The 12413-nt window shown below is 60.9% G+C and carries 10 protein-coding genes, 1 tRNA gene and 1 pseudogene; 5 read left to right on the forward strand and 7 right to left on the reverse strand.

Going from position 1 to position 12413, the window contains the following annotated elements:
- Window positions 1-21: 21 nt before the first annotated feature.
- Complete coding sequence (carA, locus tag Q0949_RS14430; protein ID WP_299373588.1) at window positions 22-1179, reverse strand: glutamine-hydrolyzing carbamoyl-phosphate synthase small subunit; 1158 nt, start codon at window positions 1177-1179, stop codon at window positions 22-24.
- A 209-nt stretch (window positions 1180-1388) separates the two neighbouring features.
- On the opposite strand from carA, the gene Q0949_RS14435 reads away from it, so the two are divergent.
- The gene (locus tag Q0949_RS14435) at window positions 1389-1853 is read left to right on the forward strand and encodes a GatB/YqeY domain-containing protein (protein WP_299373590.1); all 465 of its coding nucleotides are present in this window, start codon (window positions 1389-1391) and stop codon (window positions 1851-1853) included.
- Here Q0949_RS14435 and Q0949_RS14440 read toward each other — a convergent pair.
- The 3 genes and pseudogenes from Q0949_RS14440 to ctaD all read right to left on the reverse strand — a co-directional run.
- On the reverse strand, window positions 1850-2344 hold the full coding sequence (locus tag Q0949_RS14440) for a DUF2244 domain-containing protein (RefSeq protein ID WP_299373592.1): 495 nt from the start codon (window positions 2342-2344) through the stop codon (window positions 1850-1852). The genes Q0949_RS14435 and Q0949_RS14440 overlap by 4 nt on opposite strands.
- Before the next feature lie 84 nt (window positions 2345-2428).
- Window positions 2429-3052: a peptidoglycan-binding domain-containing protein gene (locus Q0949_RS14445; RefSeq protein WP_299373594.1), complete on the reverse strand. Its 624-nt coding sequence runs from the start codon at window positions 3050-3052 to the stop codon at window positions 2429-2431.
- 385 nt (window positions 3053-3437) lie between these two features.
- Window positions 3438-5108 (reverse strand): annotated as a pseudogene (ctaD, locus tag Q0949_RS14450) (cytochrome c oxidase subunit I); the annotation flags it as partial.
- A 377-nt stretch (window positions 5109-5485) separates the two neighbouring features.
- Here ctaD and Q0949_RS14455 point away from each other — a divergent pair.
- The gene (locus Q0949_RS14455; RefSeq protein WP_299373597.1) at window positions 5486-8089 is read left to right on the forward strand and encodes a Hint domain-containing protein; all 2604 of its coding nucleotides are present in this window, start codon (window positions 5486-5488) and stop codon (window positions 8087-8089) included.
- On the opposite strand, the gene lipB is transcribed toward Q0949_RS14455, so the two are convergent.
- A complete protein-coding gene (gene lipB / locus Q0949_RS14460) occupies window positions 8086-8739 on the reverse strand; it encodes a lipoyl(octanoyl) transferase LipB (RefSeq protein WP_299373600.1) in 654 nt (217 codons plus the stop codon). The two genes, Q0949_RS14455 and lipB, sit on opposite strands and share 4 nt — an antisense overlap.
- A 7-nt stretch (window positions 8740-8746) precedes the next feature.
- Window positions 8747-9517, reverse strand: a complete 771-nt coding sequence (locus Q0949_RS14465; protein ID WP_299373602.1) for a LytTR family DNA-binding domain-containing protein — start codon at window positions 9515-9517, stop codon at window positions 8747-8749.
- 97 nt (window positions 9518-9614) lie between these two features.
- On the opposite strand from Q0949_RS14465, the gene Q0949_RS14470 reads away from it, so the two are divergent.
- Entirely contained in the window at window positions 9615-10109 is a 495-nt protein-coding gene (locus tag Q0949_RS14470) for a DUF2306 domain-containing protein (protein ID WP_299373605.1), read from the forward strand.
- Here Q0949_RS14470 and Q0949_RS14475 read toward each other — a convergent pair.
- The gene (locus Q0949_RS14475) at window positions 10106-10759 is read right to left on the reverse strand and encodes a DsbA family oxidoreductase (protein WP_299373608.1); all 654 of its coding nucleotides are present in this window, start codon (window positions 10757-10759) and stop codon (window positions 10106-10108) included. The two genes, Q0949_RS14470 and Q0949_RS14475, sit on opposite strands and share 4 nt — an antisense overlap.
- Window positions 10760-10912: 153 nt before the next feature.
- Here Q0949_RS14475 and Q0949_RS14480 point away from each other — a divergent pair, with 153 nt between their 5' ends.
- Both Q0949_RS14480 and Q0949_RS14485 read left to right on the forward strand, forming a co-directional pair.
- Entirely contained in the window at window positions 10913-12184 is a 1272-nt protein-coding gene (locus Q0949_RS14480) for a peptidoglycan-binding domain-containing protein (protein ID WP_299373610.1), read from the forward strand.
- 109 nt (window positions 12185-12293) lie between these two features.
- Window positions 12294-12380: transfer RNA gene (locus Q0949_RS14485), tRNA-Leu, on the forward strand.
- Window positions 12381-12413: the final 33 nt, after the last annotated feature.

Here is a 12413-nt window from a genome sequence, read left to right on the forward strand (position 1 = left end):
AAAGCGCGATGCAATCCCGCCTCAGACGGCGCGCGCCGCCATCGCGTCGGCAAATCGTTCAAAAAGGTAATAGCTGTCTTGCGGGCCGGGGCTTGCCTCAGGGTGGTATTGGACCGAGTAAACCGGCTTGCCCTCGACCCGGATGCCACAGTTGGAGCCGTCAAAGAGCGACGTGTGGGTTTCGATGACGCCATCAGGCAGGGTCTGCGCATCCACGGCAAATCCGTGGTTCATCGAGGTGATCTCTACCTTGCCTGTGTCCAGATCCTTGACCGGGTGGTTGGCGCCGTGGTGACCGTGGTTCATCTTGATCGTCTTTGCACCCAGGGCGAGGGCCAGCATCTGGTGGCCAAGGCAAATGCCGAACATGGGTACGTCCCGGCCCAGGATATCTTGGATCATCGGTACCGCGTAAGCCCCGGTGGCCGCCGGATCACCGGGGCCGTTGGACAGGAACACGCCGTCTGGATTGTGGGCCATCACCTCTTCGGCAGTGGCGGTGGCGGGCAGAACGGTCACATCGCAGCCCGCAGAGGCAAGACAGCGCAGGATGTTCCGCTTGGCGCCATAGTCGATGGCGACCACTTTGTGCTTGGGGTCGGTCTGGGGCGTATAGCCTTCGGGCCAGGCCCACCGCATCTCGTTCCAGTGATAGGATTGGGCGCAGGTGACCTCCTTGGCCAGATCCATCCCTTCGAGGCCCGCAAAGGCGCGCGCGGCAGCAACCAGCGCATCAGTGTCAAATGTGCCATCGGGGCTGTGCGCCAAGGCCACGTGTGGTGCGCCAGCCTGCCGGATCGCGCGCGTCAGACGCCGCGTGTCCACGCCGCCGATGGCGATCCGCCCGCGCGCAGCCAGCCAGCCCGACAGGTGTTCCGCGGCGCGCCAGTTCGACGGGTCTGTGGGCATCCACTTGACCACCATACCAGAGGCAACCGGATCGCCTGTTTCGTCATCTTCGGGGTTCACGCCCACATTGCCGATATGCGGAAAGGTAAAGGTCACGACCTGCCCGGCATAAGACGGGTCGGTCATGATTTCCTGGTATCCCGTCATGGCCGTGTTGAAACACAGTTCGGCCTCGGTCTGGCCTGTGGCTCCGAACCCGTGGCCGAAGAACAATGTGCCATCAGCAAGGGCGAGGCAGGCAGTCGGTGCAGGTGTGGCGGCGGCGTTCATGGGCGGACCTCTGGCAGCAGGGGGAACATGTGGAATGTCGGCAAATTGCGCGGAAACTAGTGTGCGCAGGGCACAGGGTCAAGCAAGATCGGAATTTTGAGTTTTCGTTTTAAAACAGTAACTTGTGCCGCTTCGTCCGGGTTGCCTCGTATATCCGTTTTCAGTATGGTCCCAAGTTCAACACGTGCCCATGGGGATGGACATCACAAATGGATTTACGCGCCAAGATTTCGGCCGCTCTCAAGCAGGCCATGAAAGACAAGGATGCGGAGCGTCTGTCGACGCTGCGGCTGATCAATGCCGCGATCAAGGACAAGGATATCGACGCCCGCGCGGCAGGCGAAGATGACGGTGTCGGAGAGGCCGAAGTGCTTGGGATCCTTGGGAAAATGTCAAAGCAGCGCACCGAAAGTGCCCGCACCTATGAGGAAGGCGGGCGGCTGGATCTGGCGGAACGCGAGCTGTCGGAGATCAAGGTCATCGAAGAATTCCTGCCACAGCAGTTGGACAACGATGCCAGCGCCAAGGCCGTCGATGCCGCCATCGCCGAGGTCGGCGCGGACAGCATCCGCGACATGGGCAAGGTGATGGGTGTGCTCAAGTCGAAATATACCGGCCAGATGGATTTCGGCACTGTTGGTCCGATGGTCAAGGATCGGCTCTGCGCGTCCTAGACCGCCGTTGGCCGCTGCAAGGCGCGCTGTAGGTCTTCGAAGAGGTCAAGCCGCTCTTCCTCGCTGAGAAACGCGCCGATCTCTACTTCGCGCCCTTTGCCTTTGAGCGTGATGTAGTTGGGCACAGGGCCCTTGTCCTCATGCTTGGTCACTTGCGTCCAGTAGCGGTTGCAATCCCATGTCTGGACCGCGCCGTTGGCGTCGGTCCGGGTCAGGTGCGTTTCCTCTGCATCCAGTCGCAGCACTTCGATGATCTGGCGGGCACGGCGATTGCGGCGGAGCGCATAGTAGATGCCCCACACGGCCACCATCAGGAAGGGCAGTACCCCCCATAACACGACACTCCCCAAAAGCGGCAGTGCGGGAATGAGGATCAAGGTGAATGTCGCCAGAACAAAAGCCGCCATCCCGTGCGGGGGCAGCGAATTGTGCGGCCAGAGCAGGAGCTCTTGCACCTGTGCGTCCGGTTCTGTGGTCCAACGATATGGCATGACAGGATTTATAATCTGTCTCGCGCCCTTGTCGAACGACAGGGTGTCGCGGCGCGGGTGTTTCGGGCCCGCACCGCGATCTGGTCAGAGATCGGTATAGGCCACTGACGGCTCCGGCGTAAGGGTGCGTCGCTGCGCCGTACCGGAGGCGAGGTCCTGCCGGTAAAGCTTGAGCAGCCCGCGTGTCCCGTCAGGCAGGGCCGCAATCTGGCCCAGAGTGCTGTTGCCGCCCGCCTCGGCGCGGAGGTAGGACGTGGTCAGCAGATGCTGCTGAAACGTGGTTAACGTCCCGGTGGCCTCATAGCCCATATACCGTTGGTAATTCGAAATCGCGCTGCGTGTCTTGGGGCCGACGCGACCGTCCACAGTTCCTGCATCAAAGCCGAAATAGGTCAGCGCCGACTGAATCTCGCGACCTTCGGTGGTGGCGGGGATGCTGGGCCGATAGGCTTTCTTGGCGGTGTATTTGCGGGGCTTGGGCTTGTAGGTCGCCGTCGGGGCGGTGGCGCGGGTGCGGGCGCGCTGTTGCTGCTGGATCTGGGCGTCGCGTGCTTTCTTCTTGCGCACCTCTTTCTGGATGATGGCACCGGCGACACCGCCGATCAGGGCACCGGTGATGAAATCCTTGCCGTCGGCGGCAACGCGGGTGGCGGGGACGAGGGCGATGGCGGCCACGAGGGCGCCGGTTGTCAGTTTTGGCAGACGCATTGGAATGCTCCTTTGGCTGTATCAGGGTGCGCAAGGGGGCACGTGTTCGGGCAGCGTGGTCCATGTGCGGCACACTCGGCATATGGGACGTTTAGCGGGGCATGAAACCGCGATAGCGCCGCGCGCCCTAAATGGGCGGCAATCTGCACGTTTCTCGGCGCGAACAAGCAACGAACCGCGTGTGACGTCGCGCTGTTATTGCATAGCAGGCGGCAAGGCGCCGTGATTCATGACCCGGACTGGCCACACGACCATCGCCAAATAAAAAGGGCCCCGGTCGCCACCGGAGCCCTGTTTCAGTTTCATGTCTCAGACCGGGCTATTCCGGTTTGTACTGTCCGTCTCGCGGGTGACTGGTGTCGACCCACTCGTCAAAGTTATCCGGATAGCGGTGCGACTTGTCCCAGTCTTCCTGCTTGGGCAGGATTTCGAACGTGTGCTCTGGCGGCGGGCTGGGCAGTGTCCATTCCAGCGTGTCCGCATATTCGTTCCACGGGTTGTTCTCGGTCACCTTGGCGCCGCGCAGCAGCGAATAGCCAATCACACCAAAGAAGAACACGAAGGACGCGAAGGACAGGAATGCACCCCACGACGACCACTCGTTCCAATAAGCAAACTGCTCGGGGTAGTCGATGTAGCGGCGCGGCATCCCTTGGCGACCCAGGAAGTGCTGGGGGAAGAAGGTGATGTTGGCACCGATGAACATCGCCCAGAAGTGCAGCTTTCCTGCCCATTCGGGATACATGCGGCCTGTCATCTTGGGGAAGTAGAAGTAAACCCCCGCAAAGATCGCGAACACGGCGCCAAGGCTCATCACGTAGTGGAAGTGCGCGACCACGTAGTATGTATCGTGATAGTAGCGGTCCACGGCGGCCTGGCTGAGTACGATGCCCGTGACCCCACCTGCGGTGAACAGGAACAGGAAGCCGAAGGCCCACAGCATGGGTGTCTTCATCTCGACCGAACCGCCCCACATGGTGGCGATCCAGCTAAAGACCTTGACCCCTGTGGGCACCGCGATGACCATCGTCGCCAGCATGAAGTAGGCCTGCTGGTTCAGCGACATGCCGACCGTGTACATGTGGTGCGCCCACACGACAAAGCCCAGCACGCCAATTGCGATCAGCGCCCAGACCATCGGCAGGTAGCCAAAGACCGGCTTGCGGCTGAACGTTGCGATCACGTGGCTGATGATGCCGAAACCGGGCAGGATGATGATGTACACTTCTGGGTGACCAAAGAACCACAGGATGTGCTGGTACAGCACCGGGTCACCGCCACCTGCGGGGTCAAAGAAGGCGAAGCCAAAGTTACGGTCCATCAGAAGCATGGTGATCGCGCCCGCCAGAACCGGCAGGGACAGAAGGATCAGCCACGACGTGATGAAGATCGACCAAGAGAACAGCGGCACCTTGAACAATGTCATGCCGGGGGCCCGCATGTTCAGGAATGTCGTGATCATGTTGATTGCACCCAGGATCGACGAGGCACCCGAAACGTGGACCGCAAAGATAGCGAGGTCCATCGACATGCCCTGTTCATTGGTCGACAGCGGCGGGTACAAAACCCAGCCCACGCCCGAGCCGGCCTGGCCATTGCCACCGGGGGCGAGCACCGAACAGATCGCCAGCGTGGTACCGGCCACATACAGCCAGAAGGACAGGTTATTCATCCGCGGGAACGCCATGTCCGGAGCACCGATCTGCAGCGGCATGAAATAGTTGCCGAACCCGCCGAAAAGCGCGGGGATCACGACGAAGAACATCATCAGGATGCCGTGTCCGGTGATCAGCACGTTCCAGAGGTGGCCGTTGGGCGTACATTCACCCGCGGCCGCGGCTGTCAGGCGTGCGCCTTCCATACACATGTACTGTACGCCCGGATCCATAAGTTCGAGGCGCATGTAAACCGTGAACGCCACCGAGACAAAGCCGACAAGGGCCGAAACGATGAGGTACAGGATACCGATATCTTTGTGGTTGGTGGACATGAACCAACGGGTGAAAAAGCCCCGTTCGTCTTCGTGCTCGTGCCCGTGAATGGCTGCGTCTGCCATGCGGTGCCTCCTGGCTTGGAACTGTTAACGCGCGCGGGGTTCCCATCCGCACACGGATTCTTGAGTGGTTCTAGAGTTTTGGCACGCCCGCATCAATGGAAGATCGCCTTTGGGACCGGGATGAATTGTCGCGTGTGAACCATGATGCATAGTCCGTTGGGGTCTGGTTTGAAAACCCAGCCAAATTGGTGCCGGTGTTTCCACCGTGGAAACGATCGCGCCTGTCTTGTGCTTGCGTTTCCAAATCAGGGCCGACCGCACAAAATGGCCTAGGTTTCGTGGCTTTGTGCGCATCTTTCATCCACCGATAAACCTGATTCCACCGCCATTAACGCTCCGTGAATGCGTGCAAAGCGCTGTGGAGTGAGTGAAGATCAATGGCAACGAATGACAATACGAATCCCGGAACCGAGGGTGACCAGGTTATCAGCGGGACAACTGGCGCGGACACACTGACGGGTGCGTTCGGCTCGGACACGATCAACGGCGGCGACAGCGCAGATGTGCTAAGCGGTGACGGTCCGGTTCAGGGCGCATGGCATTTCGAAACCTTCGACTATGATTTCACCTCTGCCGCAGGGCAGGCGTTTGACATCGAGAACGGTGTGCGCACCGGATCGGGCTATGTCAGCGACTTCAACGAAGGCGGCCTGACCAACACCGTGCGCGGCACGCCCGGCAGCAACCCGGAAAACTTCGGCGTCATCTATACCAGCACGTTGAACGTCGTTTCGGGGGGGACGTATCGTCTGACCACGTCGTCGGACGACGGCTCTACGATCCAGATCTTTGATTCCGCGGGCAATCCCCTGCAATTCGCCAACCAGTCCGGCGGCACGCTCGACTATCTGAATAACGATTTCCACCAAGGCACCACCACGCGGTTCGGCGACGTGGTGCTGGACCCGAATGAAACCTACACCATCCAGATCCGCTATTGGGAGAATCAGGGCGGTGACACGCTGGCGGCCACGATCAGCGGGCCGGACACCGGCAATGTATCCGAAAGCCTGCTGACCACTGATATGATCGGCATGCCGCCCGGACCGGAATATTCGGTCACCGGCACGCCGGCGGGCATCGAAGGAGATGACTATATCGATGGCGGGGCCGGTGCCGATAGTATCGACGGAGACGGCGGAAATGACACGCTTTTGGGCGGTGCGGGTCAGGATACGATCGATGGCGGCAGCGGCGACGATGTCATTGATGGCGGCGACAATACTGATTTCATCTACGGCGGGGCGGGCAACGACAGCATAACGGACACTGGCGGCGCCCTCTCCGACGACACGATCGACGGCGGCAGCGGCAACGACACCATTGACGGCGGCGCGCGTGAAGACCTTTTGACCGGCGGAACCGGCGACGATCAGATCTTGGGCGGGGATGGCAATGATACCATTCTGGGCGAACTGGGGTCTGACAATCTGTTCGGGGGGGCGGGCAACGATATTCTGGTTGGCGATACGCTCGGAGGGGCCGGTGCTACTACGGGCTCTGTCCTCGCGGTTGAGGATTTCGAGGGTGGCGCCAGCGGCTGGTCCGACAACGCGACCGAAACGGACCCGGGTGTTGGCGAGGTGCTGGGCCGTTTTGGTTCCGCTGACGGCGTGAACGCCACGCAAAAGACCTTTGCCCTTGATGCCACCAAGGATTTCGCGGTTATCGAATTCGACGCCCACCTGATCGACAGTTGGGACGGAGAGAGCTTTGTCATCACTCTGAACGGCGAAGACGTGTCGTTCACCCACGTTTACAATCAGCCCGCCGTCGGCGGCAGCCAGAGCTTTGTCGGATCGGATGGCGCAACCTACACGGTCGATTACACTCCGACCGCCCACGGCGCATTTGCCTTCTCCAGCGGATCGGGTGGCGGGTTTGAAGACGCGACATTTGCCGTCAAGATCACGGTCGAAGACCCGCCCGCAAATCTGACCATCGGTTTTGGCAGTACGCTGGATCAGTCGACGACAGACGAAAGCTTTGCCATCGACAACCTGTCGGTCATTGCCACGGATGATCCAAACGACACTCTGGCGTCCGTCCAGTCCGGCCTCGCGGTTGGGGCAGACGACACGCTGACCGGCGGAACTGGCGACGACACCCTGACAGGCGGCGACGGGGATGATGTGTTTGTCTACACGCCCGGCGACGGCAATGATGTCATCACCGATTTCAACGCGGGCAATAGCGGCGCGCTGGATGATGGCGATCAGACCAACAACGATTTTATCGATCTGAGCGCCTACTACTCCCACATTCACGAATTGCGGTCGGATCTGGCCGATGACGGGGTGCTGAACCAATCTGTCGGCGATTTCGCGGACAACACGGCGCTCGGTGGCTCGATCACCATGACAGGTGTTGGCGCGAACGACCTGACATTCGACAACACAAACGTGGCCTGCTTCACCGCAGGGGTGCTGATCGACACGGTTGACGGCCCCGTGCCCGTGGAACAGTTGCGCCGCGGCATGCGCTTGCGCACGTATGACAATGGCGACCGGCCTGTGCGCGCCGTTCTGCGCCGCAGTGTTAACGGATCGGGTGAGCTTGCACCTGTCCATATCTCTGCCGGTGCGCTGGACAACGACCGCGACCTGATCGTGTCCCCGGCCCACCGGATGCTGATCTCGGATTGGCGGGCGCAGATGCTCTTTGGTGCCGATGAGGTGCTGGTGAGCGCGATCAATCTCGTGCGGGGCGACATGATCTATCGTGCGCCTGTCCCGCAGGTGACCTATTACCACATCCTGCTGGACCGGCACGAGATCATCTTTGCCGAAGGCGCCGCGACCGAAAGCTTCCATCTGTCCCGCGAGGCGGTAGATGCAGCTGAATACGGCGATGCCGAAGAGGGCGCCGTCGCCGCAGAGATCGCGCGTATCTTCCCTGAACTGCTGATGTGCGCCAGCCGGTGCGTGCGTCCGGTGATGAAAGGGTATGAGGCGCGTGCGCTGGCCGGGATGCTTGGTTAATCAGCCCCAAAGACGGTTTCGAAACTGCGGCGCAGGGCGACATCCACATCGTCCATCGTCACAGGCAGGCCAAGATCAACCAGCGACGTCACGCCGTGGTCTGCGATGCCGCATGGCACGATGCCGTCAAAATGGGACAGGTCGGGTTCGACATTGATCGACAGGCCGTGAAAGCTGATCCATTTGCGCAGGCGAATGCCAATGGCGGCGATTTTGTCCTCTGCAGGGGTGCCGTCGGGCAGGGGCGGTTTTTCGGGCCGTTCAACCCAGACACCCACACGGCCCTCCCGGATTTCCCCCCGGACATTAAAGCTGTCCAGCGTGTCGATCACCCATGTTTCAAGGTCGTGGACAAAGGCGCGGACATCATGGCCGCGTTTGCCCACGTCGAGCAGGGTATAGGCCACGCGCTGTCCCGGTCCGTGATAGGTGTATTGGCCACCACGCCGGGTGTCGAAGACCGGAAACCGGTCCGGGTCGGTCAGGTCCTCGGCCTTTGCTGAGGTACCCGCGGTATATAGGGGCGGGTGCTCCAGCAGCCAGATGCACTCGGCCGCGTCACCGGCGGCGATGGCGTTGGCGCGGTTCTCCATCCAGGTTTCGGCCGTGCGATAGTCCGTCAGGCCGGGGCTCGTGATCCATTCCACCATGCTCGGTTCAGGGCAAAAGCCCCGCCTCCTTGATGGCAGCCACGTTGGCGCGGCTCACGGGAATTTCGGCACCGTTGGACATGGTCAGGATTGCACGGTCGCCCGCACGCCTGGCACTGTGAACCTGATCGAAAGCGGCCCAGTGCGACCGGTGCACTTGTGCGCCGGGGGTCTCCCCGGTCTCTGTTATGGCGTCGGACAGGCGCATCAGGACGAGGTCCTCTCCCTTCGTGGTCTGGATGCGCACATAGTGGTCTTCGACCGACAGCGCCACAAGCGCACCGCGTTTTTCGACGGCGATGCGACGAAGAATGCGGGCCGGTTCAGGCGTGGGCCGTGCCGGTGCGTCCGGCAGTTGGAGCCGCACCACGGCGAGAACGGCAGTGATGACTGCGGCAATCGCGATCACGGGGCCCAGAGCACCGGGTAATTCTTTCAGATCGGGCAGCAATCCAAACGCCAGCAGATTGATTAGCGTGACGACCCCGGCAATGCAAATACCGCTGAAAAGGGCCGTGATCCCAATGCGCAACCAGATGTCGCGCCCGTTCAGGACCGGGCGCAACGCCACATCACTCAGGGCACCGACGCCATAGCACAGGACTGCGGTTGTCAGCCAATAAACGAGCCGAGCACCAAAGCTCAGCCGCATGTCGGTGCCAAAGGGGCCTGCCATCGCCAGCACAAGCGCCACCCCGGCCAAGGCCGTCAATGTCGCGGGGTGGGCCATGTGCAGCCGCCATTCACGAAGCGTGAATTGCGGTTCATCGTCATTCACGAAGCACGCCCCCTTTTTCACGCAAACACAATGGAATGGCCGCCTGTGCCTTGTCTAGCTGAGGGTCGTTCGACACCGCAACTGGAAAGACCCCGCCATGACTTTGCTTCCACTCCTGTCCGCCTCGCCGATCATCCAGCTGCACGTGGTCAGCGCCGTGCTTGCACTGATACTGGGGCCCTTTGTGATTTACGGGCGCCGTAAATTGCGGGTGCACAAGATCATGGGCTATGTCTGGGTGCTGGCAATGGGGGCTGCGGCCCTGTCGTCCTTTGGTATCCACAGCTTCCCGGTCATCGGTCCGTTCAGCCCGATCCACTTGCTCGCACTCTTTGCCTTGTGGTCGCTCTTTGAAGGCATGCGACACATTTTTCAGGGCCGTGTCACCCTGCACAGGGTCGTGATGCGCTCGCTTTACTGGCGCGGCCTATGCGTCGCCGGTCTGTTCAACTTTCTGCCCGAGCGAACGACCAATCGCATGGTTTTTCCCGACACGCCCGAAGCGGGCTATGCGGTGATCGCAGCCGGGATCGCGGCGCTTGTCCTTGCGGGGGCGCGTGCCCGGCTTGAGGGGCGCGCGGCCGGGGTCTAGGCCGCCTCGACGGCCACCTTTTGCAACAACTGTGCGTAAGTGTCAGCGCCCTGTGCGCCTGTCAAAAGGTACTTGCCGTCAAACACCATGCTCGGCACGCCAGAAATACCGTTCGCTGTCCAGAACTGCTGCTTTTCCCGAACGCCTTGCGCCAATCGGCCGCTTTCAAGAACGTCTGTGACGTCGTCGCGGTCAAGGCCCACGGTTTCAGCGACGTCGCGTAACACGTCCCAGTCCGACACATCGCGCTGGCCAGTGAAATAGGTTTCGAACAGGGCCAGTTTCAGTGGGTGCTGCACGCCCTGGGACAGGGCGAAATCCAACACCTGATGGGCCGCAAACGTGTTGTAGATGCGGCTTTGTGCTGAAAACGCGAAATCGATGCCGAGCGTCTTGCCCAGTGCAACGAGGTGGGCGCGGTTCTGTGCCGATTGCTCGGCGGACGCGCCATATTTCTCTGCGATATGTTCGGTCAGGTTCTGGCCTTCCGGCGGCATGGCCGGGTTCAATTCGAATGGATGCCACCGGATGCGCGCGCCCGAGCCTGTCATGGCAAGGGCTTGTTCCAGTTGGCGAAAGCCGACAATGCACCAAGGACACATGACATCGGACACAATGTCGATATCGATGAATGGGGCGTCTTGGGGCATGGCAGATGGTCGCTTTTGTTTGTGCAGCAAGGCAAATTACATCGCTGTCCCGCGAGGGGATTTCAAGGGTAGCACCGTCATGGTCAGGAATTCGAGACTATGCAAATCGCCCTCAGGTGGTAGGCTGGGTGTATATTTTACGGAGGGAATTTGATGTTTACAAAGACGATTGCGGCGTCCGTGGTGGCGCTGTCCATGGCGATGGTTCCCGCCACCCGCGTGAGCGCCGATGCCGGAGATTTCGTTGCGGGTGCGATCATCGGCGGAATTGTCGGGCACGCAGCCACCAAACAGAACCAACGCAAGAAAGCGGCGACACGCAGCTACAGCACCAAAAAGACGTACAAGCCACGTTTGCCGTCCACGCAGGAAGGCCGCGAAATTCAGGCATCGCTTAATTACTTTGGGTTCAACGCCGGATCGGTGGACGGCCAGCTGGGGCAACGATCGCGGAACGCCATTTCATCCTATCAGGCCTATATGGGCTACCCGGCAACGGGTGCCCTGACCCCGTTCGAGCAGAACCTGCTGATCAGTTCCTACAACAGGGCGCAAGCCGGGGGCTATGCTGTCACCCAACAGATCGCCGCCACACCGGAAGGCACCCGAGGACTGCTCAAGACTTATCGCGCGGAATTGGCAGGACAGACCGCGGCGCCTGTGGTCACAGCCGTGGAGCCGTCAACGCCTGCGCCACAGCCACAAGAGCCGGTTGTTGCCGCCCTTCCGAACTTTCTGGGCGGCGGCGCGCAGCAGTCCCTTGCATCGCATTGCAACACGGTATCGTTGCTGACCAATTCCAATGGCGGTTTCACAACCGTGGCGTCCATGTCCGATCCGAACGTGGTGCTGAACGAACAGTTCTGCCTTGCTCGTACCTATGCCATCGCCAAGAGCGAGGACATGATCGCCAAGGTGCAGGGGTTCACTCCTGATCAGATCGCCACGCAGTGCAAACAGTTCGGCCCCGCCATGCAGCCATTCGTGGCCGCATTGGCGCTCAAGCCGCAAGCCGAGGTTGTCAGCGACGTCGCTGGCTTCATTCTGACGACGGGAATGTCGCCCGCGCAGTTGCAGGGCACGGCCAAGATCTGCATGGGGGTCGGATACCGCACCGATGACCTGGATGTCGCACTTGGGTCAGCCTTGATGCTCTATGCGATGGGGGATCATGTCTATGGTGAGCTGATGGGACACCATTTGGCCCAAGGGTTCGGCACGTCCAAACGGGTCGATGCGGCGCGTGTCTGGTACGCCGAGGGCATCCGCGCGGTTGATCAAGGGCAGGCGGCCGTGTTCGCGCCAGGCCAGCCCGAGCGCACCGAGCTTTTGCGCAAGGCGTCCCTGACGGTGGGCGGAGCGGCACCTGCACAACCCACCGTTCAACCCGCGGCTTTGCCCACGTTCGGAATTGTCAGTGACTGACAGACAGCAACTGATGACCGGGACCCATCGGGGTCCCGGATTTCTTTGGTATTTCGGTCTTGGCATTGCGTGCGTTCGCAGCTAAAGACCCAGCACCAAGTCAAGGCGTGCGGCCGTGGCGGAATTGGTAGACGCGCAGCGTTGAGGTCGCTGTGGGGTAACACCCGTGGAAGTTCGAGTCTTCTCGGCCGCACCAGATTTTCTCGAATTCGTTGCGATCTGGCGCCTC

Source organism: uncultured Tateyamaria sp. (assembly GCF_947487805.1).
Taxonomy (GTDB): Bacteria; Pseudomonadota; Alphaproteobacteria; order Rhodobacterales; family Rhodobacteraceae; genus Tateyamaria.

What these genes read in the sequence shown, in the direction of transcription:
- carA (WP_299373588.1), bottom strand. Translation starts at nt 1,179, where the DNA reads ATGAACGCCGCCGCCACACCTGCACCGACTGCCTGCCTCGCCCTTGCT.
- Q0949_RS14475 (WP_299373608.1), bottom strand. Translation starts at nt 10,759, where the DNA reads ATGCCCCAAGACGCCCCATTCATCGATATCGACATTGTGTCCGATGTC.
- Q0949_RS14480 (WP_299373610.1), top strand. Translation starts at nt 10,913, where the DNA reads ATGTTTACAAAGACGATTGCGGCGTCCGTGGTGGCGCTGTCCATGGCG.
- Q0949_RS14435 (WP_299373590.1), top strand. Translation starts at nt 1,389, where the DNA reads ATGGATTTACGCGCCAAGATTTCGGCCGCTCTCAAGCAGGCCATGAAA.
- Q0949_RS14470 (WP_299373605.1), top strand. Translation starts at nt 9,615, where the DNA reads ATGACTTTGCTTCCACTCCTGTCCGCCTCGCCGATCATCCAGCTGCAC.
- Q0949_RS14445 (WP_299373594.1), bottom strand. Translation starts at nt 3,052, where the DNA reads ATGCGTCTGCCAAAACTGACAACCGGCGCCCTCGTGGCCGCCATCGCC.
- Q0949_RS14440 (WP_299373592.1), bottom strand. Translation starts at nt 2,344, where the DNA reads ATGCCATATCGTTGGACCACAGAACCGGACGCACAGGTGCAAGAGCTC.
- lipB (WP_299373600.1), bottom strand. Translation starts at nt 8,739, where the DNA reads ATGGTGGAATGGATCACGAGCCCCGGCCTGACGGACTATCGCACGGCC.
- Q0949_RS14455 (WP_299373597.1), top strand. Translation starts at nt 5,486, where the DNA reads ATGGCAACGAATGACAATACGAATCCCGGAACCGAGGGTGACCAGGTT.